This window comes from Streptomyces tubercidicus (assembly GCF_027497495.1).
GTDB classification, from domain to species: domain Bacteria; phylum Actinomycetota; class Actinomycetes; order Streptomycetales; family Streptomycetaceae; genus Streptomyces; species Streptomyces tubercidicus.
The window spans coordinates 3387624-3411767 of the sequence record NZ_CP114205.1 but is presented as its reverse complement, the minus strand read 5'-3'; the positions used below and the strand labels follow the sequence as shown (position 1 = coordinate 3411767).

At 70.2% G+C, this 24144-nt stretch carries 21 protein-coding genes; 14 read left to right on the top strand and 7 right to left on the bottom strand.

From position 1 onward, the window contains the following. Window positions 1-114 precede the first annotated feature (114 nt). Complete coding sequence (locus tag STRTU_RS14600) at window positions 115-852, top strand: response regulator transcription factor (RefSeq protein WP_159743931.1); 738 nt, start codon at window positions 115-117, stop codon at window positions 850-852. After that, entirely contained in the window at window positions 849-2342 is a 1494-nt protein-coding gene (locus STRTU_RS14595) for a HAMP domain-containing sensor histidine kinase (RefSeq protein ID WP_246240524.1), read from the top strand. Before STRTU_RS14600 ends, STRTU_RS14595 begins: the two co-directional genes overlap by 4 nt. Window positions 2343-2551: 209 nt before the next feature. Here the strand turns inward: STRTU_RS14595 and STRTU_RS14590 are convergent, their stop codons facing one another. After that, window positions 2552-3943, bottom strand: coding sequence for an LmeA family phospholipid-binding protein (locus STRTU_RS14590; RefSeq protein ID WP_159743930.1), 1392 nt, complete (start codon window positions 3941-3943; stop codon window positions 2552-2554). A 298-nt stretch (window positions 3944-4241) separates the two neighbouring features. On the opposite strand from STRTU_RS14590, the gene STRTU_RS14585 reads away from it, so the two are divergent. Together STRTU_RS14585 and STRTU_RS14580 are read left to right on the top strand one after the other, a co-directional pair. Next, complete coding sequence (locus STRTU_RS14585) at window positions 4242-5099, top strand: SDR family oxidoreductase (RefSeq protein WP_159746947.1); 858 nt, start codon at window positions 4242-4244, stop codon at window positions 5097-5099. 386 nt (window positions 5100-5485) lie between these two features. Next, window positions 5486-6412, top strand: coding sequence for an aminoglycoside phosphotransferase family protein (locus STRTU_RS14580; RefSeq protein WP_159743929.1), 927 nt, complete (start codon window positions 5486-5488; stop codon window positions 6410-6412). A 21-nt stretch (window positions 6413-6433) separates the two neighbouring features. Here the strand turns inward: STRTU_RS14580 and STRTU_RS14575 are convergent, their stop codons facing one another. The 3 genes from STRTU_RS14575 to STRTU_RS14565 are packed head-to-tail and all read right to left on the bottom strand — an operon-like array spanning window position 6434 to window position 8276. Next, the gene (locus STRTU_RS14575) at window positions 6434-7219 is read right to left on the bottom strand and encodes a protein kinase domain-containing protein (protein ID WP_159743928.1); all 786 of its coding nucleotides are present in this window, start codon (window positions 7217-7219) and stop codon (window positions 6434-6436) included. A 59-nt stretch (window positions 7220-7278) separates the two neighbouring features. Beyond that, the gene (locus STRTU_RS14570; protein WP_159743927.1) at window positions 7279-7899 is read right to left on the bottom strand and encodes a hypothetical protein; all 621 of its coding nucleotides are present in this window, start codon (window positions 7897-7899) and stop codon (window positions 7279-7281) included. Continuing rightward, window positions 7896-8276 (bottom strand): DUF6415 family natural product biosynthesis protein, encoded by a 381-nt coding sequence (locus STRTU_RS14565; protein WP_159743926.1) that lies wholly within the window; start codon window positions 8274-8276, stop codon window positions 7896-7898. The genes STRTU_RS14570 and STRTU_RS14565 overlap by 4 nt, the downstream gene beginning before the upstream one ends. 196 nt (window positions 8277-8472) lie before the next feature. Between STRTU_RS14565 and STRTU_RS14560 the strand changes: the two genes are divergently transcribed. Both STRTU_RS14560 and STRTU_RS14555 read left to right on the top strand, forming a co-directional pair. Beyond that, window positions 8473-9699: a helix-turn-helix domain-containing protein gene (locus tag STRTU_RS14560; protein WP_246240521.1), complete on the top strand. Its 1227-nt coding sequence runs from the start codon at window positions 8473-8475 to the stop codon at window positions 9697-9699. A gap of 22 nt (window positions 9700-9721) precedes the next feature. Beyond that, on the top strand, window positions 9722-10207 hold the full coding sequence (locus tag STRTU_RS14555) for a hypothetical protein (protein WP_174878869.1): 486 nt from the start codon (window positions 9722-9724) through the stop codon (window positions 10205-10207). A 212-nt stretch (window positions 10208-10419) separates the two neighbouring features. On the opposite strand, the gene STRTU_RS14550 is transcribed toward STRTU_RS14555, so the two are convergent. Further along, window positions 10420-12237 (bottom strand): bifunctional metallophosphatase/5'-nucleotidase, encoded by a 1818-nt coding sequence (locus STRTU_RS14550; RefSeq protein ID WP_159743925.1) that lies wholly within the window; start codon window positions 12235-12237, stop codon window positions 10420-10422. Window positions 12238-12390: 153 nt separating this feature from the next. Here STRTU_RS14550 and mshD point away from each other — a divergent pair, with 153 nt between their 5' ends. The 6 genes from mshD (at window position 12391) to STRTU_RS14520 (ending at window position 20645) form a co-directional block, all read left to right on the top strand. After that, window positions 12391-13329, top strand: a complete 939-nt coding sequence (gene mshD / locus STRTU_RS14545; protein ID WP_371873596.1) for a mycothiol synthase — start codon at window positions 12391-12393, stop codon at window positions 13327-13329. Between the two features lie 304 nt (window positions 13330-13633). After that, window positions 13634-14761 (top strand): ABC transporter ATP-binding protein, encoded by a 1128-nt coding sequence (locus STRTU_RS14540; protein ID WP_371873595.1) that lies wholly within the window; start codon window positions 13634-13636, stop codon window positions 14759-14761. Beyond that, window positions 14758-15804 carry an ABC transporter permease gene (locus tag STRTU_RS14535; RefSeq protein ID WP_159743924.1) on the top strand — a complete coding sequence of 349 codons (1047 nt, stop codon included), beginning with the start codon at window positions 14758-14760 and terminating at the stop codon, window positions 15802-15804. Before STRTU_RS14540 ends, STRTU_RS14535 begins: the two co-directional genes overlap by 4 nt. 667 nt (window positions 15805-16471) lie before the next feature. After that, window positions 16472-18754 (top strand): RNA degradosome polyphosphate kinase, encoded by a 2283-nt coding sequence (locus STRTU_RS14530; protein ID WP_159743923.1) that lies wholly within the window; start codon window positions 16472-16474, stop codon window positions 18752-18754. Next, window positions 18717-20159 (top strand): CHAD domain-containing protein, encoded by a 1443-nt coding sequence (locus STRTU_RS14525; RefSeq protein WP_159743922.1) that lies wholly within the window; start codon window positions 18717-18719, stop codon window positions 20157-20159. Before STRTU_RS14530 ends, STRTU_RS14525 begins: the two co-directional genes overlap by 38 nt. 66 nt (window positions 20160-20225) lie before the next feature. Beyond that, the gene (locus tag STRTU_RS14520) at window positions 20226-20645 is read left to right on the top strand and encodes an NUDIX hydrolase (protein ID WP_159743921.1); all 420 of its coding nucleotides are present in this window, start codon (window positions 20226-20228) and stop codon (window positions 20643-20645) included. 63 nt (window positions 20646-20708) lie between these two features. On the opposite strand, the gene STRTU_RS14515 is transcribed toward STRTU_RS14520, so the two are convergent. Then, a complete protein-coding gene (locus tag STRTU_RS14515; RefSeq protein ID WP_159743920.1) occupies window positions 20709-21647 on the bottom strand; it encodes an SUMF1/EgtB/PvdO family nonheme iron enzyme in 939 nt (312 codons plus the stop codon). A gap of 8 nt (window positions 21648-21655) precedes the next feature. Then, the gene (locus STRTU_RS14510; protein ID WP_159743919.1) at window positions 21656-22435 is read right to left on the bottom strand and encodes an aminotransferase class IV family protein; all 780 of its coding nucleotides are present in this window, start codon (window positions 22433-22435) and stop codon (window positions 21656-21658) included. A gap of 233 nt (window positions 22436-22668) precedes the next feature. Between STRTU_RS14510 and STRTU_RS14505 the strand changes: the two genes are divergently transcribed. Continuing rightward, window positions 22669-22914: a hypothetical protein gene (locus STRTU_RS14505; RefSeq protein ID WP_159743918.1), complete on the top strand. Its 246-nt coding sequence runs from the start codon at window positions 22669-22671 to the stop codon at window positions 22912-22914. Window positions 22915-23979: 1065 nt separating this feature from the next. Further along, window positions 23980-24138, top strand: coding sequence for a hypothetical protein (locus STRTU_RS14500; protein WP_159743917.1), 159 nt, complete (start codon window positions 23980-23982; stop codon window positions 24136-24138). Window positions 24139-24144 lie beyond the last annotated feature (6 nt).

Sequence of the window (24144 nt, the reverse complement as noted above, 5' to 3'; positions counted from 1 at the left end):
GACCGCCCGCCCGGGACAAGCGGCCTTGCGCCACCGCTCTCCGATCGCCCGTCGTCGTGCAAGGCTGAAGACAAAGCCGTCCGCAGCCACCCGAGGTCCGAGGTAACCACGCACATGAGCCCCGCCGAGCACGGTGACCACCCCGCCCGCATCCTGATCGTCGACGATGAGCCAGCGGTCCGTGAGGCCCTGCAACGCTCGCTGGTCTTCGAGGGGTATGTGACCGAGCAGGCGGTCGACGGTCTGGACGCGGTCGAGAAGGTCGCGTCCTGTGACCCGGAACTGATCGTGCTCGATGTCCTGATGCCCCGTATGGACGGGCTGACCGCCGCCCGCAGACTACGGGCGAGCGGAGTGACCGTGCCGATCCTGATGCTGACCGCCCGGGACACCGTCGGCGACCGGGTCACGGGGCTGGACGCCGGTGCCGACGACTATCTCGTCAAGCCCTTCGAGCTGGATGAGCTGCTCGCCCGGATCCGCGCACTGCTGCGCCGCAGCTCGTACGCGGCGGCCGCCGGTGCGCCGCCCGTGGAGGGCGAGGTGCTGAGCTTCGCCGATCTGCGGATGGACCTGGCGACCCGGGAGGTGACCCGCGGCAGCAGGCAGGTCGAGCTGACCCGTACGGAGTTCACACTGCTGGAGATGTTCCTCGCCCATCCGCGGCAGGTGCTCACCCGTGAGCAGATCCTGAAGGCCGTATGGGGCTTCGACTTCGAGCCCACCTCCAACTCCCTCGATGTGTATGTGATGTATCTGCGCCGCAAGACGGAAGCGGGCGGCGAACCGCGGCTGGTGCACACCGTGCGGGGGGTCGGCTACGTCCTGCGGACGGACGGCGGGGCGGAATGAGCACGGCGACCACGGGCGGGGGAGCGGCGGCGGGCGGCGCGCGCAGCAGGCTCGGCGCCTGGATCGCGCGGCTGCCGCTGCGCCAGCGGCTGACCCTGCTGACGGCGGCCGCGGTCGCGGTGGCGGTGGCGGTCTCCGCGCTGGCGTGCTGGCTGCTCACCCGGGCCCAGCTGCGCGACGAGGTGGACAGCTCGCTGCAGAACGTCAGCGTCCCCGCGGATTACCTCCAGCTGACCTACGCCAACTGCCAGCGCACCGACCCGGACGAGAGCAAGAACGCCCCGCCCTCGTACTACAACGTCCAGATCGTGCAGGTCGACGGCTCGCGCTGCATCGGGCCCAACTCCCAGCCGGTGCGGGTGCAGCGCGCGGATGTCGCGGTGGCGCAGGGCCTGGCGCGGGACACCCTGCATGACGCGGTCACCACCGAGGGTGCGGACGTCCGGGTGCTGACCAAGCACATCGGCGTCCAAGGCGTGCAGTTCGCGGTGTCCATCTCGCGTCCGCTGACCGAGGTCGACAGCGCGCTGAACCGGCTGGCGCTGCTGCTGGCGGCCGTCGCGGGGCTGGGCGTCGTCGGCGCGGGCACCGCCGGTCTGGTCATCGCGCGCTCCGGCCTCAAACCGGTGGACCGGCTGACCGACGCGGTCGAACATGTCGCCCGTACCGAGGACTTGGCGATCCGTATCCCGGCCGACGGCGAGGACGAGATCGCCCGGCTCTCCCGCTCGTTCAACACCATGACCGCGGCGCTGGCCGCCTCCCGCGACCTCCAGCAGCAGCTGATCGCGGACGCGGGCCATGAGCTGCGGACGCCGCTGACCTCGTTGCGTACCAACATCGATCTGCTGGTGCGCAGCGAGCGGTCCGGCCGGCCGATCCCGCCCGCCGACAAGGAGGCGCTGCTGGCCTCGGTGAAGGCGCAGATGGGGGAGCTGGCGGCGCTGATCGGCGATCTCCAGGAGCTGTCCAGGCCACCGGCGCCGGGCCAGAGCGCCATCGCGGTGGTGGCGCTGCACGAGATCGTCGACGCGGCGCTGGAGCGGGCCCGGCTGCGCGGCCCGTCGCTGACCATCGCGGCCGACCTCCAGTCCTGGTTCGTCCGGGCGGAGCCGGCCCCGCTGGAGCGGGCGGTGGTCAATCTGCTGGACAACGCGGTGAAGTTCAGCCCGGCCGGCGGGACCGTCGAGGTGCGGCTGACCCGCGGCGAGCTGACCGTACGAGATCACGGCCCCGGCATTCCGCAGGACGAACTCCCGCATGTCTTCGAACGGTTCTGGCGCTCCCCGTCCGCCCGCAGCCTGCCGGGCAGCGGCCTGGGCCTGTCGATCGTGGCCCGTACGGCGGAACAGGCGGGCGGCGCGGTACGGCTCCGCTCCGCGGACGTCGGCGGCACGGAGGCGGTACTGACGCTGCCGGGGGCGGCGACGCCTCCGCCGGGGATGCCGGAGCCGGGGATGCCAGGGCAGCCGGGCCGCCAAGGCCCCTAAGGCCCCTAAGGCCCCTAAGGGCCGTAAGGGCCGTAAGGGCCGTAAGGGCCGTAAGGGCCGTAAGGGCCGTAAGGGCCGTAAGGGCCGTAAGGGCCGTAAGGGCCGTAAGGGCCGTAAGGGCCGTAAGGGCCGTAAGGGCCGTAAGGGCCGTAAGGGGCAGGCCCGCCCCCTACGGCCCTTACGGCGCGCTTCCGCTACCTCTTCTCCCGCTACTTCTTCTTCGCCGCGTCCCCGAACGGCAGCTCCGTCCCGCCGATGTCGGCGCGGATGCCGTCCTCCTCGACGGAGATTTTGCGCAGCCGGACGTTCCCGGGCGTCTTGGGGAGCTGGAAGGACAGCGAGAGCTGGTCCGCGAGCTGCGGCTTGGTGAGTCCGGTCAGCGCGCCGAGGATCTTCGGGTCGATGCCGACCTTCTGCAGCAGCCACGGGTGGTCGGCCACCACATCGACCAGGTTGACCTTCATCAGCTTATGGACGAAGCGCGGCGACCCGGTCAGCTGGTGCAGCTTCTCCTCATTGCGCAGCGCATCTTGGATGTACGGCTTGGGGATGCCGACCTGGTCGGCGATCGCCGGGATGGCCAGCATCGACTTGACCTTGGCGGCCTGCCGGCTCAGCTCGGCGGCGGTCTTCCGGGTCAGCCGCAGGCCCTCCTCCTTGCCGGTGCCGGGGCGGTAGACGGCGATATCGCCGATGTCCAGGCGCATCCGGCTGATGTCGGTGGAGACACCGCGGTCACCGGCCCGCCGGATCTTCGCCTCGGCCCGTACGCGCAGTTCATGGCCGGCGATCGGCAATTGACCGACCGCGCGGACCGCATTGGGACCCCGCTCGCTGAACTTCACCTGCGAGGCCCCCAGCTCGCGATTCATGTCGTCGAAGGCGAGCAGCACACTGCCGTGCATGGTGCCGATCGTGGCGCCCTTGATGGAGCTGGGCAGATCGCCGTCGATGCGGACATCGTTCGCGGTGGCCTCGAATTTCGCCAGCGAAACCCGGTCGGCGGCCAGGTCGGGAATCGTGACTTTCACCTGGTCGACGTGCTTGTCCATGACCTGGGTGAGGAATGGGAATCCCTTGATGTCGACCTCGGGAGTGGCGTTCAGATGCAGCGCGTCCTTCACCTTTTTCGCGGCCGCGTTCTGTACGTACAGCACCGCGAACCGGTCGAAGAGCGTCAGGAATGCCACCCCGACCAGCGCCGTGACCAGCAGCTTCAGGGCGATCGACATCGCGGCGAAGCGGCTGAGTCCGCGCTTCTTGCGGCGGTTCCCGCGGCGGTGGCTCGGCGGCTTCCATGCCTCGCCGGGTTCGTCGTCCGAGCGCAGCCCGAGGCCCAGCGGGTCGTCGCTGTCGTCGCGCTCGTTCAGGTAGGTGCGGCGCCGGGGCGTGCCGTCGGCGTCGAACGAGTCGTATTCCGGGGCGGGTTCCGGCTCCGGCTCGGGGTCGGCGAGGGCTGCCAGGTCCGCGTACGGATTGACCGTGTCGAGCGTTCTGGTGTCGCCGGTGGGGTCGTCCACGGCGCCCGGCGCGGCGGAATGCGGAGACTGCTGCGCGGCGGGCGTGGGCGAGGGTGAAGATATGCGTGTGGGGGTTCGCATCCGTTCATCTCACCACGAGCGGGTCCCTCGAACGCAAGTCGAACCGTGAGTAAGTCGGATAGATGACGGTTGTCCCGCCGGTGTTGGCAAAAAATTGCCGTGCATGGACGGTGACTTGAACTACCGTCACCTGTCTTGTGACCCGGACGACACGATGCGGCTTGTCCCCGCCCATTGATCCATACCTGGACTCTCCGCGCCATTGTCCGGCTTATTCATTCTCTTCCTCGCATTCTGCTCATTCACCCAACAAACGGAAGGCGGTTGTCATCCCATGAAGTCGCAGGACGCTACTTCCATGATCATTGTGACCGGCGCAACTGGCAATATCGGTCGCGCACTTGTTGACCGGCTCCTCGCGGACGGCGCCGCGGTACGCGCGCTGACCCGCGATCCGGCCCGCGCCGGGCTGCCCGCCGCGGCCGAGACCGTGCGCGCCGACCTCACCGAAACCGACGACCTCGTACCGCTGTTGACCGGCGCCGACGCGCTGTTCCTCAATCTCGCGGCCGGCGGCGACCGGGCCGCGGTGGCGCTGACCGGGGCCGCCGTACGGGCCGGGGTCCGCCGGATCGTCCTCAACTCCTCGATGGCGGTGACCGATACCCCGGCCGACGACAGCCACCACGTCGCCCGGCTGCACGCCGGTCTGGAGCGCGCGGTGCGGGGCTCCGGCCTGGAGTGGACCTTTGTCCGCGGCGGCAACTACGCCACCAACGCGCTGGCCTGGGCCCCGTCGATCCGTACGTCCGGCGTGGTCCGCGACGCGCACCCGGGCGCCCGGGGCGTCCCCGTCCACGAGGCCGACCTCGCGGATGTCGCGGCCGCCGCCCTCCTGGACCGCACCGGCGCACACCTCGGCCAGGCGTATCCCGTCACCGGCCCCGAGGAGCTGACCGTGGCCCAGCAGGTCGCCGAGATCGGCCGGGCGACCGGCAAGGAGATCCGGGTCGAGGAGATCTCCGAGGAGGCGGCGGCCGAGGCGATGGCCGGGCCGCACTTCCCCAAGGAGGCCGCACTGGAACTGGTCCGGATGGTCGGCCAGTCGGTCGACGCCCTGGCCTTCCCCGTCTCGGACGCCGTCGAGCGGATCACCGGACGGCCGCCCCGGACGTTCGCCCAGTGGGCGCACGATCATGCCGCCGACTTCTCCTGACCGTCCGGGCCGCCGGTGAACCCAGCGGCCCGCCGGCCCTTGTCGTGGAGCACGGCCAGCGGCAGCATCACCACCGCGCCCACGAAGCGCTCGCGACGGTCCGGCCCTGGGGGCGCCGGTTCCGCACGCTACGAATGCCCCGGCGCGGCGGCGTCGTCCTACGGGTGCGATGCCTTCCGCCGCGGGGCGGACCCCAACTTCCCTTAGGTATGAGGCGGATGGCTTCCGGGGCCTGGCCCGGTTCCTGACCCGGCCCCGGCCCCTTGCCCGGCGCCTGGCCCGGCCCCGGCCCCGGCGTCTGCCCCCGCCGCTCCCTCTGCGCTGCCCCTCCCCCGCCCGCCGAAAACCCTTTGCCGCCGTCCCGCTCCCCGCCCTACCGTCCGCGCATGCTGCCTCGCGTGGACACGGACGACGAGTGGGACGCGATCGTCCCCGACGAAGCGGTGATGCGGCCGGGCGCCGCCGCGCTCTGCACCCGGCTCGGTATCCGCGCCGACCCCCTCACCCGCTATCCGGCCGGCTCCCAGCCCGTCTACGCCGTCGGAAATCGCTTCGTCCTCAAGCTCTTCCCCGCCGCCGCTGCCGACGTCGGGGAGACCGAGGCCCACGTCCTCACCCACCTCCAGGGCCGTCTCCCGATCCCCACCCCCTACGTCCACGACGCCGGTGAGTACGAGAACGGCTGGCGCTACATCCTGATGTCCCGTCTCCGCGGCACCGATCTGGCCGTCACCTGGCCCCGCATACCCCGCGCCGACCAGGACCGGATCGCCACCGAAGCTGGTGAGACCCTGGCCGCCCTGCACGCCCTGGACCCGTCACCGCTCACCGGCGTCCTCGGCCCCGGCGACTGGGACGCCTTCCTCGACGGCCGGCGCACCACGGCGGTCGACCGCCAGCGCGCCCACGGCCTCCCCGCCCCCTGGCTGGAACAGATCCCCGACTTCCTCGCCGCCGCGCCGCCATGCGCCCCCGGGCCCGATGTCCTCCTCCACACCGCGTTCATGCGCCAGCACCTGACCGTCGACGAGCACGACGACTGGCGGCTGACCGGCCTCCTCGACTTCGAACCCGCGATGCTCGGCCGACCCGCCTACGACTTCGTCACCGTCGGCCTCCACGTCTCCCGCGCCGACCCCCGCCTCCTCTCCCGCATCCTCCGCGCCTACGGCGAGACCTTCACCCCCACCGACCTCCTCACCCACACCCTCCTCCACGTCTACGGCAACCTCGCCCGCTACCTCCGCGAACTCCCCGCCCCACCCGAGCCGACCTTGGAGTCCCTGGCGGAGACGTGGTTCGGGACGGTGTGAGGCCGGGGTAGGGGGCGCTGCTCAGCGCGCGTGACGCAGTTCCTGGTAGACGTCGGCACTACTCGGCCGCTCTGCCGGATCGCGGCTCATCATCCGCTCAATGAGCTCGCCCAGCGCCCCCGGCACGGTGATCGGCCGGTGCGGCTTGTCCACGATGGCTTGCCGCTGCTCCCTCCGGTCGGCGTCGTCCGGGTAGGGGACATGCCGCCGGCCGGTGGCGGAGAGGAAGAACGATGCGCCCAGCGCGTAGACATCGGCCTCTTTCGTCGGCATAGCGGTGCCGCTCTCCAGGATGCTCCGCGAGATCTCCGGCGCTTCGTAGTGGACCAGGCAGCCTCGGTACCGGAAGTCGTAGTCCTCCGGAACTTCGCCGCCGTGCGCCAGAGCCAGATCGATGAGGAAGGCTCCGCTAGGCCCGATGATGAAGTGATTGGGCTGGACATCGCCGTGTGCCCATCCGTCCTGATGCAGCCTGGCCAGCACAGCGGCACATGACAGCGCTTCATCGAGATCGGGGGCCGCGGCCTCCTGCGCGTATCGACAGGGCTCCCACAAGGCGTAGAGAGACTCGCCCTCACGCCACGGCTGCGCGCTCCATGTACCTTCCTCCCATTCCCCACACCGCACTTCTTCAGGAATGAGTTGCCGGAGAATGGCGGCTTCCCGGGCGGGGGCCAGGGCCGTCCACGCGTGCGTCTGGCTGCGATAGCCCAGCTTGACGGCGAAGCGGCCGACGGGTGTTCGTACGTCCCAGACGGTGGAGCCACGGCGGTCGAGGACCAGCCGCCGGCTCGTGGGTGCCACCACGCTGTGGGCGTTGTCCTGCCTGTTCCTGTGGTCCTCGCGCCCGGCACGGGCTGTCCGCCCTACAGCCGTGATCCACCAGGGCGGGGCGTGAGCCCGCGCGCTCGGGCGCATTCCCTGTGCACGCGAAGGCTGGTACCGGGCCGTGCTTCCAACGGGCTGCACGAGAGCGCGACATGAACACCGTCCCCGGGCCAGAGGGGTTCGGAGCACAGCTCGCAGCGCTGCGCAGGCGGCCCCAGGTGTACGAGCGTGCAGACGGCGAGGTCTTCGGTGAGCCACTCATCGGCGACATGGCCGCCCATCCAGCCGGGTGGGTGCGCCCAGTGCGGGCCGGGCCCGTCACTGAGGTCGGTGCCGGGGATGCCGAACTCGGTGATGCCCGTGCGCACGGTGACGTAGCGCGAGATACGAGCCCAGGGCCACGGACGGCGGCTGGCGGCGCCGCGCGGAAGCAGCCAATACACCACGTCGTCCTCGGGGGCGACGATGTGCGGAACGGGGGTGCTCCCCAGGGCGAGCATCGCCTTGCCGATGATGCCGGGCGCCTGGACCACGTCCAGCGTCTCGTCGATCCGCAGGGGAACCACCTGTGCCCCCGCGGGCGGGCTCCACGCCCGTGGAGCCAGCTGGTTCCGAGCGGGCGTGACCTTCGGCAGGCTCGTCTTTGGCCGGTCTGTCATCGCTGCTGCCCTTGGCAGTCGATGAGCCATTGGCAGTCCTTGGCGAGCTGCTGCACCTGGACGTGCGCCGAGAGCACACCTGTGCCCAACCCCTGTCCGGCCTGCCGCTCGATGCCGTCCAGACGTGAAACCTGCTGGTGCCATGCGGTACCGCCGTGCCAGAGCTTGTCCACGGCATTCTTGGCGGCAGGCAGCAACTGCGCGATGTAGTCGCGGAGTTCGGATTCCAGCGCGGTCAGCTCGTCGTAGTGCAGCGGCACGCTGCTCTGACCTCGGGCGCGGCTGATCGTGTAGCGAACGGTGTTGAGGTCGGGGCCACTTCCGTTGAGGACGGTTGCGGCTTCCTCGCCCGCTGATGCCCTCTGTTGCGTCGTCATTGTGCGTTCCCTCCCGGTGACGGGTAGTGCACCGACTCAATCGCCATGCATGCTGGACGAGCCAGAAATGACCCACTTTCTGCATACGGCTATGCGCCAAGTGCATGGTGGCGGCGAGGCCGGGGGTGGACCTTGTACAACCGGAAGGGTGGTGCGGATGAATTGGGCGTCCCAAGCGATCCGGGAGGCGTCACGAGTGGGCGACTACGGCAAGGTCGTGAAGCTTGCACGGATGGCACAGCGCGTGTCCCAAAAGCAGCTTGGGGAAGCCTGCGGAACGAGCCAGTCCGCTGTGTCGCGTCTGGAGAAGCGTGGGGCTGACTCGTACGAGACTGCACAATTGGCCAGCGCGGCAAAGTACTTACAGATTCCTCCGTACTTGGTCGGCCTCGCCGATCACACAGCGGCTCTCGCTGCGAAAGTTGAGGGAACTGACGTGGAACGGCGTAATTTCCTGGCGGGGGCTGTGGCCGTTGCCGTCGCGCCGGCCTTTGAGGCTTTTCCGGCTGCTCGTGCTCAGCCGGCGGACGGCGGGCAAGCTGCCACACTGCGTGTGGCCACCTCGGCATTTCGCCGGATGGACGGCTCTACCGCCTCGCGTCTCCTTGTGGAACCAGTCTTGGGGCACCTGCGATTGGCGCAAGGCTTGGCCGGTGAGGCCGAGACAAATGAGCAGCGGGTACGGCTCGCTGCCGTGGGGAGCGAAGTCGCCGGCTTTGCCGCTTGGCTCTCATGGGACATGGGGGACTACGGATCGGCCCGCACTTGGTACGGCTCCTCAGTGAAAGCGGCGCGGCGTGCGGCCAATCCTCTACTGACGGCCTATCAGGTAGGCAGCTTGGCGCAGTTTGAAGCACATGCAGGCAACGGTTCACAGGCGTTGGGTCTTTGCCGCGCCGCACGCAAACAGCTTGGCGCAGGACCCCCGCACATCGCTGTTGCGTGGCTGTCCAGTGTGGAAGCGCTGGCCCATGCTGCGGCGGGGAACGAGTCAGCAGCAGATGCGGCACTGACCGCTGCGGCTCGTTCCGCGGAAAAGATCACAGAAGATGACCCGCCGCCATGGCCTTGGGTTTTCACTTTCAACGAAAGCAAGGTTGCCGCGTGCCGTGTCGCCTGCGGTGCTCGTCTTGGGATTCCACGATGGGTGTCAGGTGCCCAGGAATCAGCCGGGGCGGTCATGGCGGCTGGGCATGAGAAGCAACGGGCGTTGTTGACGCTCGACCTAGCGTCTGGGCACCTGACAGGGGGGCGCCTGGACGCGGCGTTCGGATTGGGCACGCGTGCATTGGAGATCGGTCTGCGATACAAGTCTGGCCGGATCGTTGAACGGGCACGTGCGCTACGCAGGGGCTACACATCGGCAACGCCGGCGAAGATCGTGCGTGATTTCGATGAACGCCTCTATGGAGTCGTCCTCTGACCACGACGAAAGGTGTGCCGCTGTGAAGGTCGGAATCACGGGGCATCGGGGGCTGTCGGCCGCTGTCGAAAAGCTCGTCCGGCCCGGCCTTGATGCCGAGGTGAAGAAGTACGAACCGACGGAACTGTGTGGTGTTTCGTGTGTCGCTGACGGGCCCGACTCGTGGTTTGCCGAGTCCGTGCTCGCGGTGGGCGGTCGCATTGAGGTGGTGATTCCTGCTGACCGGTACCGGGATGGCCTGCCTTCCACGCATCACGCCACGTACGACGCGCTGCTGCGACAGGCCGTGGAAGTCCACCACACGGACATGGACGAATCGACCTCGCAGGCACATATGGCGGGGAGCGAGATCCTGGTGGGGCTGGTCGACCGGTTGATCGCGGTGTGGGACGGCGAGGCGGCGCGTGGCTTCGGCGGGACCGCCGACGTGGTCGCTTACGCACGGCGTATCGGGGTGCCGGTGGACATCGTCTGGCCTGAGGGGGCGACGCGCGATGCCGCTGACTGACCGGAGCCGCCGTGGGGCAGAGGCCAGCCGGCGCCATGCCCCCGGCTGGATCGGACTGGCGAGGGGCCGTACGAGGCGAGAGGCCCCGCCCCGATGCCCAGGGCCCCGCCCTGACGCACACGTCCCCGCCCCGGCTACTGACCGGAGCGGGGACGTCGTATGGGGCCGGGCGGGGCGGAGCGCCGAGGCGGTCTGGGCGTCGGCCCCGCCGCCTACTTCACGACCGTGATCCGGTCGGTCTTCGGCGGAGTCAGGGGCTTGTCCGCCGACGAGTGGGCCGTCAGGTACGTGGTGAAGGCGTCCAGGTCGGAGGGGCCGACGTACTTGTTGTTGGCGTTTTTGAAGGCGGGGAAGCCGTCGCCGCCGCCGGCCAGGAACTCGTTCATGGCGACGCGGTAGGTCTTGGCCGGGTCAAGCGGCTCGCCGTTCAGCTTGACGGAGTCCTTGACGATGCGGTCGGTGCCCGACTTGGTCATGTCCAGGGTGTAGGTGAGGCCCTTGGAGACCTGGAGGATCTTGGGGGAGGCCGCGTTGGGGCCGCTGACCTGCTGCTGGAGGCCGGTGAGGAGCTGGGCGCCGGTGAGGTCGATGACGTTCAGCATGTTGGTGAAGGGCTGGACGGTGAACGCCTCGCCGTAGGTGACCACGCCGTCGCCCTCCGAGCCGGAGGCCTTGAAGGCGAGGTCGGAGCGCACACCGCCGGGGTTCATCAGCGCGAGCTGGGCGCCGCCCTTGCCGTCCGCCTTGGTGGCTTCGAGCTGGGCGTCGGCGATGACGTCGCCGAGCGGGGCCTCGGGGGCGTTCGCGCCGCGGCCGGCGATATCGGCGGAGATATGGCCGACGGGGCGGCCGGCGACCGGCGCGGCCAGCTTGTTCCAGCGGGCGATCAGCGACGTCATGTCCGCGGCCTTGGGCTGGGTGCGGTCGACGACGTGGTTGACCGCTCCGGGTGCCTTGACTGCGGTCCGCACGATGTCGTGGGTGCGGCGGTCGTAGGTGAGCGTGGTGTCGGTGAAGAGCTTGCCGTACGACGCGGCGGAGGTGACGGTGCGCGGCTTTCCGGACGGGTCCGGGATGGTGCAGGCGTACGCCTGGTGGGTGTGGCCGGTGACCAGCGCGTCGACCTGCGGTGTGACGTGCTTGGCGATCTCGGTGATCGGGCCCGAGATCCCGTCGCCGTCGCCGGGGCTGTCGCAGTTGTAGTTGTAGGAGGTGGAGGCGGGCAGACCGCCTTCGTGGATGAGGGCGACGACCGACTTCACGCCCTGCTTGTTCAGCACCTTGGCGTACTTGTTGATCGTCTTGACCTCGTCGTGGAACTTCAGGCCCTTGATGCCCTCGGCGTTGACGATGTCCGGGGTGCCCTCCAGGGTCACCCCGATGAAGCCGATCTTGACGCCCTTGTGCTTCCAGACGGTGTACGGCTTGAGCAGCGGCTTGCGGGTCTTCTCGTCGGTGACGTTCGCCGTGAGGTAGGGGAACGCGGCGCCCCGGTACTTCCGGCCGTCCTCGTAGCAGCCGTCCTTCGGGTGACAGCCGCCCTTCTGAAGGCGCGTCAGTTCGGTCCGGCCCTCGTCGAATTCGTGGTTGCCGACGGAGGTGACATCGAGGCCCAGCTTGTTCATCGCCTCGACGGTCGGCTCGTCGTGGAACAGCCCGGACAGCAGCGGGCTGGCCCCGACCAGGTCACCGGCCGCGGCGGTGACGGAGTAGGGGTGACCCTTACGGGCCGTGCGGAGGGACTGCGCGAGGTACTCGGCGCCGCCCGCCGGGACGCTCTTCTTGCTGCCGTCCGGCTGGACCTCCTCGACCGTGCCGGAGGAGCCCTGCGGCGGTTCCAGGTTGCCGTGGAAGTCGTTGAAGGAGAGCAGCTGGACATCGACGGTGCGCCCGCTGCGGGCGGAGTGGCCGGTGCGGCCGGTGTCGGCGCCGGCCGGCAGGGCGCCGGCGGCAATTCCTGCGGCGGCCAGTACGGCGGCGCCGATCGTCAATCTTCGTACGGTGCGGCGCCGTTGCGGTGTCGCTGGCATGGGGTCCCCTCCTGGATGTTCCTGAGCGGACGGCAGCTTATTGTCGACGCGTGTAGTGCAACAGGGGTGCCCGGGTGACGGGCGGGTTGCCGGGGAGGGACGGAGTGCGGGTGGTACCCCGCCGGGAACCCGGCGGGGTCGTACGCTTCACACATGAATGACGCTGCACAGGAGATGGGCCGGGCCGGCCGCAGGATCCAGGTGGTCGACGATCTGGCGCCGGAAGCGGGCGCGGCCGTCCTCGGGCTGATCGAGCGGGCCGCGCGGACGGACGGGCAGCCCGCCGTGTCCGAGCAGGGGCGGCTGCAGCTGCGCGGGGGAAGCCGCGCCGGTGTGCGCCATGTGCTGGTGTACGCGCGTGGCGACGAGGGCGAGGAGCTGGTCGCGTACGGGCAGCTGGAGGACACCGACCCGGTGGAGGCACCGGCCGCCGAACTCGTGGTCCACCCGGGGCACCGGGGCCGTGGGCACGGCCGGGCGCTGGGCGGCGAGCTGCTGGAGCAGTCCGGGCGCCGGCTGCGCGTCTGGGCGCACGGCGGGCATCCGGCGGCCCGGCACCTCGCCCAGACCCTGGGGCTGACGATGTTCCGGGAGCTGCGGCAGATGCGGCGCTCGCTGACGGATCTGGAGCTGCCGGAGCCGGTGCTCCCGGAGGGGGTGTCCGTGCGGACCTTCCAGCCGGGCACCGATGACGCGGCCTGGCTGGAGACGAATGCGGAGGCGTTCGCGCACCATCCGGAGCAGGGTTCGCTGATCCAGCGCGATCTGGACGACCGCAAGGCCGAGGCGTGGTTCGACCCCAAGGGCTTCTTCCTGGCGGAGAAGGACGGGCGGATGATCGGCTTCCACTGGACCAAGGTGCACGCCGACGAGGGCCTCGGGGAGGTCTATGTGCTGGGCGTGCGGCCGGGCGCCCAGGGCGGCGGCCTGGGCAAGGCGCTGACCTCGATCGGCCTGCGCCATCTGGCCGGTCAGGGGCTGCCGACGGCGATGCTGTACGTGGACGCGGACAACAAGGCGGCGGTGACCGTGTATGAGCGGATGGGCTTCGCGACGCACGAGACGGATCTGATGTACCGGTCGGAGACCTGAGGGAGCGGGCGGTAGCTGAGGCGCGAAGGGGCGGTCCACCAGGGCCGCCCCTTCGGCTGTGTTGCGGCGCTTGGTGCTGCGCCCGGCCCCGCGGGCCGGGACGGTGTTGCGTCCGATCAACTCGGCCTGGATGTAGTGGAGTTGAAGCTGCTCGCAGTGCAGCTTCAGTAGCGGCCGGTATGGCCGGGGTGGACGGCGTGGGCGACATGGCCGACGCCGCCCGAGCGGGTGAGGTTGACAGGTGCAGCCCACTTCCCCCACCCTTTCACTACTTAATTAGTGGAATGGCTTAGGGGGGGGCGGGATGCGGTCGATGGTCATGGACCACGGGACCGGGCGGACCTCGGGGCGTACCGCCATCGAGGCGGTCGGCCTCGGCGCGCGATACCGCCGTCGCTGGGCGCTGCGCGACTGCACCTTCCGGCTGCCGGCCGGCCGTATCTGCGCGCTGGTCGGGCCCAGCGGCGCCGGTAAGAGCACGCTGCTCTCGCTCGTCTCCGGGCTGGCCCGCCCCCGCGAGGGGTCCGTACGGGTCTGGGGTGAGGCCCCGGCCGGCGCCTCGGCCCGTGTCCGGGTCGCCCACCTCACCCAGGAAAAGCCGCTCTATCCGCGGCTGACGGTCGCCGAGACCCTGCGGATGGGCCGCGAGCTCAACCCCGGCCGCTGGAACCCGCGGTGCGCCGAACGGATCGTCCGGGACGGCCAGATCCCCCTCGACGCCCGGACCGGCACCCTCTCCGGCGGACAGCGCACCCGCCTCGCGCTGGCCCTCGCCTTCGCCAAGAGCCCCGAACTCCTGCTGCTCGACGAGCCGTTCGCCGGTCTCGACCCGCTCGTACGGCACCGGATCGCCGCGCTGCTGCTGGCCCAGGCCGCCGAGCACGGCACCACCGTCGTGCTCTCGTCGGACCTGCTCGCCGAGCTCGACGGGGTCTGTGACTATCTGCTGGTGCTGGGCGACGGCCGGGTGCGGCTCGCGGGCGAGGTCGATGACCTCATCGGGGCGCACGCCCTGGTGATGGGGCAGCGCCGGGGCGAGGCGCTGCCGCCCGCGATCGCCGCGCATCCGGTCGTCGAGGCACAGCTGTCCGGGCGTCACTTCACCGCCGTCGTACGGCGGAAGGGCCCGGTGGCCGCCGGTCCCTGGGAGGCCGCGGAGCCGTCCCTGGAAGAGCTTCTGCTGGCCTATCTGCGCGCGCCCGGCGCACCCGACCTGATCGCACCCAGCGCGGAACCGGTCGCGGCACCCGTACGCCGCCGGCCCGGCAACAACCCCGGCATCCCCGGTATGCCGCGCAACGGGCCGCGCGGCCCGGCAGGTCTGCGCGGCCCGGCCGCTCTGCGGGACGTCCGGCAGAACCCGCCGGACAGCGCACCACGCACACGGCACACCCATCACATCGGCCACATCGGCAAGGGAGCGGCGGCATGACCACCACAGCACACCTCGGGGCGAACGGGTCCGGACCCGCCGCGAGCGATCCGGACGAGGCCGGGGAGCCGGGCGGCCGCGGACCGCTGCGAGGTCTCGCCTGGCTGGTCTGGCGGCAGCACCGGCTGTTCTTCGGCCTGCTGCTGGCCGCCGTGGTGGGCGGCGCGGTCTGGTGCGCGGTGCTGCGCAGCCGGGCGGGTGAGTTCATCGCGTCCCACCACATCGAGGGCTGCTCGATGATCTCCCTCGTCCCGCGCTGCGACGGCACCCAGGAAGCGGTCACCGAATTCCGCGGCACCTACGGCCAGCCCCTGCAACTCGCCGAGATGGGGCTGATGTTGCTGCCCGTGCTGATCGGCGTGTTCCTCGCCGCACCGCTGATCGCCCGGGAGATGGAGGCCGGCACCCACAAGCTCGTCCTGAGCCAGTCGGTCGGCCCGCTGCGCTGGCTGGCGGCGAAGACCGCGGTGCCCGCGCTGGTCGTGCTGGCCGCCACCACGGTGCTCTCGGCCGTGTTCGCCTGGATGTGGGCGGTCGTCGGCGACGAGGTCTCCGGCGCCTACTGGTACTCGACTCTCGACTTCGCCGCGCTCGGCCCGGTGCCGGTCGCCTACTCCCTGCTGGCCCTGGCGGTCGGGGTGCTGGCCGGTCTGCTGCTGCGCCGTACGGTGCTGACGATGGGCGTGACGCTGAGCGCCATGGTCGCGCTCCAGGGTGGGCTCAAGCTGCTCAGGCCGTACCTGATGCCGGTCGTCAGCACCGAGTTCGGGCCCAAGGAGTCGGCCCAGCTGCCGGACAACGCCTGGGGCGTGGGGCAGGGCTACCACACCCGCTCCGGTGCCCATCTGCCCGACACGGTCTGTCAGTCCGCCGGGAACTACGAGGGCTGTCTGCGCAGCCACGATGTGGTCGGCCAGTACATGGACAGCCACCCGGCGTCGCACCACTGGCCGCTGGCGTGGATCGAGAGCGGGATCGTGCTCGCCCTGACGGCCGTGCTGACCGTGATCGCCTTCCGGGTGATGCGCCGCCGGTACGGCTGAAAAGCCGGCGCGCTGATTTCCGGCACCTGGCGCGCTGATTTTCCGGCGGATTCCCGTCCTGCCATTTCGTGGATTTCGGTCCTGCGCGTTCGCTGTGGCATTTCATGGGCCGGGGGCAATTCCGGACCGGTCGCGGAAAGGGCAGGAGGGGGAGCGCCACCGGGGCTGGGGCCGGGCGGCGGGGCCCGGCGCGGGGGCCCGGCCACTGGGCTGGCCCCGGCCCCGGTCCCGGTCTCAGTCCGTACGGCCACATTCCGCCCCCCCGCATTCCATCACCCCGCATTCCACAAGATCCCCCCACCCACCACCCCACCTCCCCATTTCCTAGATCGAAAACCCGGCCATTTCTCCCCCCTCACCGCGCGTGTTACAAAGGCAGTCCAGGGGAAAGACCAGGGACGCGGCTCGCCGGCCGGCCGCCGGCCCGCCTCCGAGCCGCGCCGCCCAGGCGTGGCGCCGGGCCGGGCCCCGGCCGACCCGAAAAACACCTGGGAGTAGCACCCCGCTTGCCTGGTCGCCATATCCGCGTTACCGGCGATTCAACGTCGCTTGCGAGCATCGGTGAATGCAGCCCGCTGTGCCGAACGTCCCGAACCCGAGGCTCCATCTAGCGCCGCCGCCAGCTCTTGACGCGCCTGGAACGCCCGGAACGCGGAAGAATAAGGCCATGAACCAGCAGCCCAGCGCTCAGGCACAGACCCAGCCCGAGATGCCCACCCCGAAGCCCCCGCAGGCCCCGGGCCCCGCGGCCCAGCCTTCGGTGGGCTCGATCGCCGCGCACCGCCCGCACGCGGTCCGTGGCACGGTGCCCGGCCTGGAGCCCGATCTGGACGCCGATCCCGACGCGTACGAGGACGAGGGCGTGCTGGGCGCGGACGGCGAGGAGCTGCCCAGCGGCCGGTTCCTGGACCGCGAGCGCAGCTGGCTGGCCTTCAACGAGCGGGTGCTCGAACTGGCCGAGGACCCGGCCACGCCCCTCCTCGAACGGGCTAACTTCCTGGCGATTTTCGCCAGCAACCTGGACGAGTTCTTCATGGTCCGGGTCGCGGGACTGAAGCGACGGATAGCCACCGGCGTCGCCACCCGCTCCGCGTCCGGGCTGCAGCCCCGTGAGGTACTGGACCTCATCTGGACGCGCTCACGCGAACTCATGGCCCGGCACGCCGCCTGCTTCCAGCAGGACATCGCCCCCGAGCTCGCTGACCAGGGCATTCATCTGATCCGCTGGCCCGAGCTGACCGAGAAGGAGCAGGCCCGCCTGTTCACCCTCTTCCGCCAGCAGATCTTCCCGGTGCTCACGCCCCTGGCGGTGGACCCAGCGCACCCCTTCCCGTACATCTCCGGCCTCTCGCTGAATCTGGCCGTCGTCGTACGCAACCCGGTCAGCGGCCACGACCACTTCGCGCGGGTCAAGGTGCCGCCGCTGCTCTCCCGCTTCCTGGAAGCCTCCCCGCAGCGCTACGTCCCCATCGAGGACGTCATCGCCGCTCACCTGGAGGAGCTGTTCCCGGGCATGGAGGTGCGCGCGCACCACATGTTCCGGGTCACCCGCAACGAGGACCTGGAGGTCGAGGAGGACGACGCGGAGAACCTCCTCCAGGCGCTGGAGAAGGAGCTGATGCGGCGGCGCTTCGGGCCGCCGGTCCGCCTGGAGGTCGAGGAGTCCATCGACCCGGCCGTGCTCGACCTGCTCGTCCAGGAACTGAAGATCTCCGACGCCGAGGTCTACCCGCTGCCCGGCCCGCTGGACCTGACCGGCCTCTTCGGGATCGGCGCCCTGGACCGGCCGGAGCTGAAGTACCCCAAGTTCGTGGCCGGCACCCACCGTGACCTCGCCGAGGTGGAGTCCGCCTCCGCACCGGACATCTTCGCCGCCCTGCGCGCCCGCGACGTCCTCCTCCACCACCCGTACGACTCCTTCTCCACCTCCGTCCAGGCGTTCCTGGAGCAGGCCGCCGCCGACCCGGACGTCCTGGCCATCAAGCAGACGCTCTACCGCACCTCCGGCGACTCACCGATCGTGGACGCCCTGATAGACGCCGCGGAGTCCGGCAAGCAGGTCCTCGTCCTCGTCGAGATCAAGGCCCGCTTCGACGAGCAGGCCAACATCAAGTGGGCGCGGAAGCTGGAGGAGTCCGGCTGCCATGTCGTCTACGGCCTGGTCGGCCTCAAGACGCACTGCAAGCTCTCGCTCGTGGTCCGCCAGGAAGGCGAGATGCTGCGCCGCTACTCCCATGTGGGGACCGGCAACTATCACCCCAAGACGGCCCGGCTCTACGAGGACCTCGGGCTGCTGACCGCCGACGCCCAGGTCGGCGCCGACCTCTCCGACCTCTTCAACCGGCTCTCCGGCTACTCCCGCCGCGAGACCTACCGCCGCCTCCTGGTCGCCCCCAAGTCCCTGCGGGACGGCCTGGTCCAGCGGATCAACAAGGAGATCGCGAACCAGCGCGCGGGCCGTGACGCGTACATCCGCATCAAGGTCAACTCCATGGTCGACGAGGCCGTCATCGACGCGCTCTACCGCGCCTCCCAGGCCGGTGTGCCGGTCGACATCTGGGTCCGCGGCATCTGCGCGCTCCGGCCGGGCGTCACCGGCCTGAGCGAGACCATCCGGGTCCGCAGCATCCTCGGCCGCTTCCTCGAACACTCCCGGATCTTCGTCTTCGGCAACGGCGGGGAGCCCGAGGTGTGGCTGGGCAGCGCCGACATGATGCACCGGAATCTGGACCGCCGGATAGAGGCGCTGGTGCGGGTCGCCGACCCGGCGCACCGCGCCTCCCTCAGCCGGCTGCTGGAGACGGGGACGTCGGATTCCACCTCGTCCTGGCATCTCGGCCCGGACGGGGACTGGACCCGGCAGGCGGTGGACGCGGACGGCGCGCCGCTGCGCAACGTACAGGAAATGCTCATTGACGCCCGGAGGCGCCGGCGTGGCCCAGCGACATGACCAGCTGACCGGGGGGCCGGCGGGTCTCATCGGAATCGGATACGAGCCCGGCCGGGCGCCGGGAGCCCGTGCCGCGGTGGTGGACGGGCCGTACGGGGGGAACGACCGCATGTACGGGCCGGACGACGCCGCGTACGAAGGGGTGCCGGGCGCCCGCGACGGGGAGGACGGCGGCGGGCGCGGTACGGGCGCCGACCGGGGCACCGGCTCCGGCCGCGACCCCGGCACCGGCATCAGCCCGGACATCAGCGCCGGTCTCGCCTCCCTCACGGCCGAGGAGGTGCTCGCCGGCTATCTGCACCAGCAGTCCGCGGACTTCCTGCGGAGTCTGCGGCTGCACCGGGAGAGCGGTTCGGACGCCGAGGGCGCCGGTGAGGCCGCGTGGCAACTGCGCCGCGCCGCCCGCCGGATCAGCGCCACCCTGCACACCTTCCGGCCCCTGGCCGACGAGTCCTGGGCCGACCAGCTCCGCTCCGAACTGGGCTGGCTGTCCGGCACCCTGGCCCGCGAACAGGCCTGCGCGGCCCGCCGCGAACGCCTGATGACGGCCCTCCAGCGGCTGACCGGCCGGGGCCCCGAACGCGGGGACCGCGGCGACCGCACCGACCGCGGGGACCGCGCGGGCCGGGGGGACCGTACGGGCCGGGGAGAGCGCGACAAACGGACCGACCGCAGCACCACCACCGGCCCGACCGCCGCCACCGCCTCCACCGCAGCGCCGACCTCGTCCTCCTTGGCGCCCGCCTCCTCCGCCTCCTCTGACCCGGACCCCGACGGCGCCCTGTCGGCCGGTGCGGCGCGGGCCGGGGCGCTGCTGGACCGCCAGCTCACCCTCGCCCGCACCCGCGCCCATTCCGCCGCGCTCCAGGCCCTGGGCTCCTCCCGCTTCCACGCCGTCGCCGACTCCGTGGCGGTGCTCGCCTCCGAGGCGCCACTGGCCCGTACGACCGCCGAGCTCCCGGCCGACGAGGCGCTCCCGCCGCTCGCCGAACAGGCGCACCGGCGGCTCGCGGAGGCGGTCGCCGCACTGCCGCTGTCCCGCGCGGGCTACCCGTACAACGCCGCTGCCCTCGCCGCCGACCAGCGCCAGGACGCGCCCTGGCACCAGGTCCGGATGCTGGTGCGGCTGAGCCGCTACGCCCAGGAGGTGATCGCGCCGGAGTACGGCGACCTGTTGCTCGCGGAGGCCGGCCGGGCCCTGGAGTGGCACCGCGACGCCGCGGAGGCCGCCGCCGCAGCCGCCGCCGCGGCCCGCACCCCCCGCATCGCCCCGGCCACCGCCTACGCCCTGGGCGTGCTGCACGCCGACCAGCGCCACGAGGTAGAGGCCGCCCGCTTCGCCTTCGGCCGCGTCTGGCTGCCCCCGACACCGGACCGCAAGAACCGCGGAGGCGAGGGGACATGACCACGGGGACGGAGCGCGGCCGGAATGCGAGCCCGGCCGTATGACCGCAGGGAAAGGGGTGTCGAGGTGACGTTCTATCAGAAGCCGGTACGGGCCGCGGGCTGCGTCCTGTGGCGCCGCGCCTCGACCGAGGACGGGCTGGAGATCGCCCTCGTCCACCGCCCCAAGTACGACGACTGGTCGCACCCCAAAGGCAAACTGAAGCGCGGCGAGAGCGCGCTGGCCGGAGCGGTGCGCGAGGTGGCGGAGGAAACCGGCATGGACTGCCGCCCCGGCGCCCCCCTGCCCACCTCCACCTACTACGCCAACGGCCGCCCCAAGACCGTCCGTTACTGGTCCGCCGAAGCCCTCGCCGGCGCCTTCACCCCCAACACCGAGGTCGACCGCCTGGAGTGGCTCTCCCCGGCCGACGCCCGCCACCGCCTCACCCAGGAACGGGACCGGCCGCTGGTGGATGCGCTGTTGGCGGCGCTCCATCTGGCGTGATGCCGGAGCGGGCGCCTCAACCTCTTCACGGGTTTCGCTCCAAAGGGGCGGCAGTCACGTTGATCAGCGGAGCCCCAGATCGAGCGGGGTGGTGACGCAGCGAAATCCCGTGTCGTTGTCGCTCATCGTCTCGAACGCGTCATTGAAGGCAGCCGGGTCGGCCAGGGCGAACGGGCTGGTGAAGGAACTGCCCTTGAGGGCTCGGCGACCGGCTTTCGATGCGGTCGCGCACCATTCCCACGTGTTCCCGCACATGTCATAGACCCCGAAAGGGCTCACTCCGGAGTGATAGCGGGATACGGGGGTGGTGTGCCCTATCCCGGTCTCCTGGACATTGCATTTCGCGGCGGTCGCGGCAGCGCCCCAGGGATAGACGCTCCCTTTGGTTCCGCGGGCGGCCTTCTCCCACTGCTCGCTCGTCGGCAGGGTTTTTCCCGCCCAGGTCGCGTAGGCGTTCGCGTCGCGCCAGGTGGTCCACACGACAGGGTGGTCGAAGATGCTGTCGGGGCAGCGCCCGTCCGGTCCCCAGTGCATCGGCGGCGGGTGACCGGTCGCGCTGGTGAAGCGGAAGTAGTCGGCGTTGGTGACCGGGCAGATGTCGATGAAGTACGCCGGCAGCCACCCAGGGGTGTTGTCCGGGCCGCCCAAGTAGAGGCCTTCTTCGACCTCGATCATCAACTTCCCGTCCACGTGGTGACGATGCCGCTGCACACCGGGAGTTAAGAGTGCCTCGGTGCGCTCATCGCCACCCGCTGCGGCCTTGGCCGTCATCAGCTGCGCGAACCGCTCCTGCACCTCCGGCCCCGACCGGGCGAGCAAGGTGTCGAGTGCTGCCTGGTTGCCAGGGCGGGGGGTGATTCCCTCCCCGCCCTTTTCCCATTTGGACACCATGCGATCGCTGACGCCGATTGCCGCGGCGAATCCGCGCACGGTCTTGCGCATCGCCTCGCGCAGGGCATTGATCTCACGCCCGGTCCAGCGAGCTACCCCCGGTCGGTCCATGCAGGGTCCTACAGCTGCTCGCCGCGCAGAGCGAGGAAGGATTCGCGCAACTCGACGAGGGCGGGGTGCTCAGTGGGCACATGGGCGTCGTCGATGGCGCTGATCGCCCGTACGCCGATAGTCGTGTTGGTCGCGAACGCTGCCTGCATTTCCGGAAGGTGGTCGACGGGGACTGGCGCCACGCTGTGGACGTGGCGTTCCTGGAGCAGGGCCATGGTGACGCCCGGCAACACGTCCGCCTTCGGCCACACCACACTGCCGTTCGCGTCGATGAAGCCGACGTTCCAGGTGCCGCCTTCGGAGACCAACTCGTCCGGGCCGACGAACAGGGCGTCGTCGAAGCCGGCCAGCTGAGCGGCGCGCCGGTGGTGGAGGGCTCCGAACAGTCCGGCGTGCTTCACCTGTGCCACGTCCCGCTGGTAGCGGACGGTCTTCACGCGCAGGGGCGGGAGGGGAAGGGCACCCGCCGGCCGGTGGGTCACGAGCACATGGGGGTCGCTCGCGTCGGCGGGGCGTGCGATGTCCAGGCCAGGGTCGAGGATGGTGACCCGTACGACGAAGGCACCGGGCTTGTCGCCCACTGCGTCGCGCACGTACCGGCGCACGAGGCCGGGGTCCAGGTCCGCGCCGAAAACCGAATGGCAGTCGCGCACCAGTCGTTCCAGGTGCCGGGTCAGTCCTCGGACGTGCTGGTCGTCGACGCGCATCGAGGTGAAGTGGCCGTAGTTGGTGAGCGCGAGCGTGCGCAGCGCGTCGGGGTCTGCCGGATGTCCGTTCAAGAGCGCCATGTGCAGCAGTCTGTCAGCGGACACCCGGTGCGGGACACGGAATGCCGGGCCCGACGGCCGTAAGTTCAGCAAGAGTTCCTTCCTTACTCCGTGTCGCCAACCGTTTACTGCTCGCCAGACGATGCAGAACGCAGCGGAGCAGGAGGCGAGCAGCCATACATTCCAACCCGAACTTTCCGCTTCACCACGAGCAGCAGGCGAGCGCGATCCCGCGCGTCACGCACGCCACGCCCATGACCCGAGATCTCGTCTTTGACCACCGTGCCCGGCAAGCGGCCATGCCGGTGCTGCTGCACCACTCGGACAGCAGCACCGATAAGTCCGTGCTGATCCTGACCCCGTCGGAGATGCTGCAGTACGCCATCCAATTCGAGCGAATTGCCGACGGCGACAGCGAGACGTTGACGCTTCTCCGCGCGCGCATGCATCACGACTACGAGCGGCGGCAGCGATACGGGCCGCTGGGGAGGTCGTTGTGAGCTGCCCCAAGTGCGAGGAGCTACGCGCCGAGCTGGCGAAGGCCAAGCGCAGTGGCGATCAATCGAAGGTCACTGACTGCCGGGTTCTGCTGAGGCGTCATCCCCGGCACGACAACACACCGGTTGAGGTGAGGGGCGAGCGGTGGGTTCCCAGGCCGTAAAGAAGCCCTCAGCAGGCCCGTTCGCCGGCACGTCCTATGAGGGGAGCCCTGACGGGTGGTGGACGGAGTACGGGGGAGCCCTGGACGCGAGTTATGGCGTGGTCCACCTACCGCCCGGCTCGCCTCACGTTCCGTGCAAGTGGCAGAAGTGCAGGCAAGGGTGCCGAGAAAAGGAGAGAGGGAAGTGAAGATCCTTTATGGCCGCGTGGCCGCCTTCACCGGACCGTTGCTGATTATCGCAATCAGCGCGTCCTGCGGTTTTGTGCTCTGCTACGCGGCGACCGCGCACAACTGATTACAGGGAAAATTCATGAGCAGTCAGCAAGAGATCACCACCACGGTCTATGTTGCGCTGAACGGCAGTCGCTATCACAAGGCTAAGGACTGCGTGGGCGGGTTTGGTCGCTACAACTCTGCGAGGGCTCTGACTTCATCACTCGATGAGGCATTGCAGGACGGCAGGACGCCATGCGAGATGTGCTTTGCCTCTTCGAGTGAGGGACCGACGTAATCGATACCCCCGGCGATCGAGTCCGCCGGGTCCGCTCCTCATGGAGGGCCAAATTCCCCCGAGGCCTTCATCTCCCTTCACGAAGGGAGATGAAGGGGGGAGCGCAAATGGCCGCCCGAGTGGAGAGAGGACTGGGCGTAGGCGCCGAACCGGGTGAACCGGCGGACATCGCGACGGGAGTGATGGATTTGGGCAGGGCCGATATGGACCCCTCGCGGTGCTCGGTGCTCGGTGCCGGACAGTGCTCGGCAGCGCTGGTATATGCGTTTCCTGCAGCTGGGGCCTTGTCTGGTCTGTCTATCCCTTCTGCGTGGCTCGGGGGCTGGAAGCTGTGACGGTACGTGTGGGCGAGATCCGGGCGATCCTTGAGCGGGCGGCGCCGGGGGTGCTGTGATGGGAGCTCAGGGCACGCCCGGATGGAACGGCCGTGCGGCAGTCAGCCCGGACGACTGGATAGCCGTCGAACTGGAGAAGGCTCCGGAGCTCACTCCGGAACGGATTGGCAATCCTGCCGACCTGTTCGAGAGAGTGCAGATGGCGGAAGCCGCCTGACTTTCC

What these genes read in the sequence shown, in the direction of transcription:
- STRTU_RS14570 (WP_159743927.1), bottom strand. Translation starts at nt 7,899, where the DNA reads ATGACAGACCGGCCAAAGACGAGCCTGCCGAAGGTCACGCCCGCTCGG.
- STRTU_RS14515 (WP_159743920.1), bottom strand. Translation starts at nt 21,647, where the DNA reads ATGGACCGACCGGGGGTAGCTCGCTGGACCGGGCGTGAGATCAATGCC.
- STRTU_RS14500 (WP_159743917.1), top strand. Translation starts at nt 23,980, where the DNA reads ATGGGAGCTCAGGGCACGCCCGGATGGAACGGCCGTGCGGCAGTCAGC.
- STRTU_RS14595 (WP_246240524.1), top strand. Translation starts at nt 849, where the DNA reads ATGAGCACGGCGACCACGGGCGGGGGAGCGGCGGCGGGCGGCGCGCGC.
- STRTU_RS14600 (WP_159743931.1), top strand. Translation starts at nt 115, where the DNA reads ATGAGCCCCGCCGAGCACGGTGACCACCCCGCCCGCATCCTGATCGTC.
- STRTU_RS14590 (WP_159743930.1), bottom strand. Translation starts at nt 3,943, where the DNA reads ATGCGAACCCCCACACGCATATCTTCACCCTCGCCCACGCCCGCCGCG.
- STRTU_RS14565 (WP_159743926.1), bottom strand. Translation starts at nt 8,276, where the DNA reads ATGACGACGCAACAGAGGGCATCAGCGGGCGAGGAAGCCGCAACCGTC.
- STRTU_RS14535 (WP_159743924.1), top strand. Translation starts at nt 14,758, where the DNA reads ATGACCACCACAGCACACCTCGGGGCGAACGGGTCCGGACCCGCCGCG.
- mshD (WP_371873596.1), top strand. Translation starts at nt 12,391, where the DNA reads ATGAATGACGCTGCACAGGAGATGGGCCGGGCCGGCCGCAGGATCCAG.
- STRTU_RS14580 (WP_159743929.1), top strand. Translation starts at nt 5,486, where the DNA reads ATGCTGCCTCGCGTGGACACGGACGACGAGTGGGACGCGATCGTCCCC.
- STRTU_RS14530 (WP_159743923.1), top strand. Translation starts at nt 16,472, where the DNA reads ATGAACCAGCAGCCCAGCGCTCAGGCACAGACCCAGCCCGAGATGCCC.
- STRTU_RS14540 (WP_371873595.1), top strand. Translation starts at nt 13,634, where the DNA reads ATGCGGTCGATGGTCATGGACCACGGGACCGGGCGGACCTCGGGGCGT.
- STRTU_RS14550 (WP_159743925.1), bottom strand. Translation starts at nt 12,237, where the DNA reads ATGCCAGCGACACCGCAACGGCGCCGCACCGTACGAAGATTGACGATC.
- STRTU_RS14510 (WP_159743919.1), bottom strand. Translation starts at nt 22,435, where the DNA reads ATGGCGCTCTTGAACGGACATCCGGCAGACCCCGACGCGCTGCGCACG.
- STRTU_RS14585 (WP_159746947.1), top strand. Translation starts at nt 4,242, where the DNA reads ATGATCATTGTGACCGGCGCAACTGGCAATATCGGTCGCGCACTTGTT.
- STRTU_RS14505 (WP_159743918.1), top strand. Translation starts at nt 22,669, where the DNA reads ATGACCCGAGATCTCGTCTTTGACCACCGTGCCCGGCAAGCGGCCATG.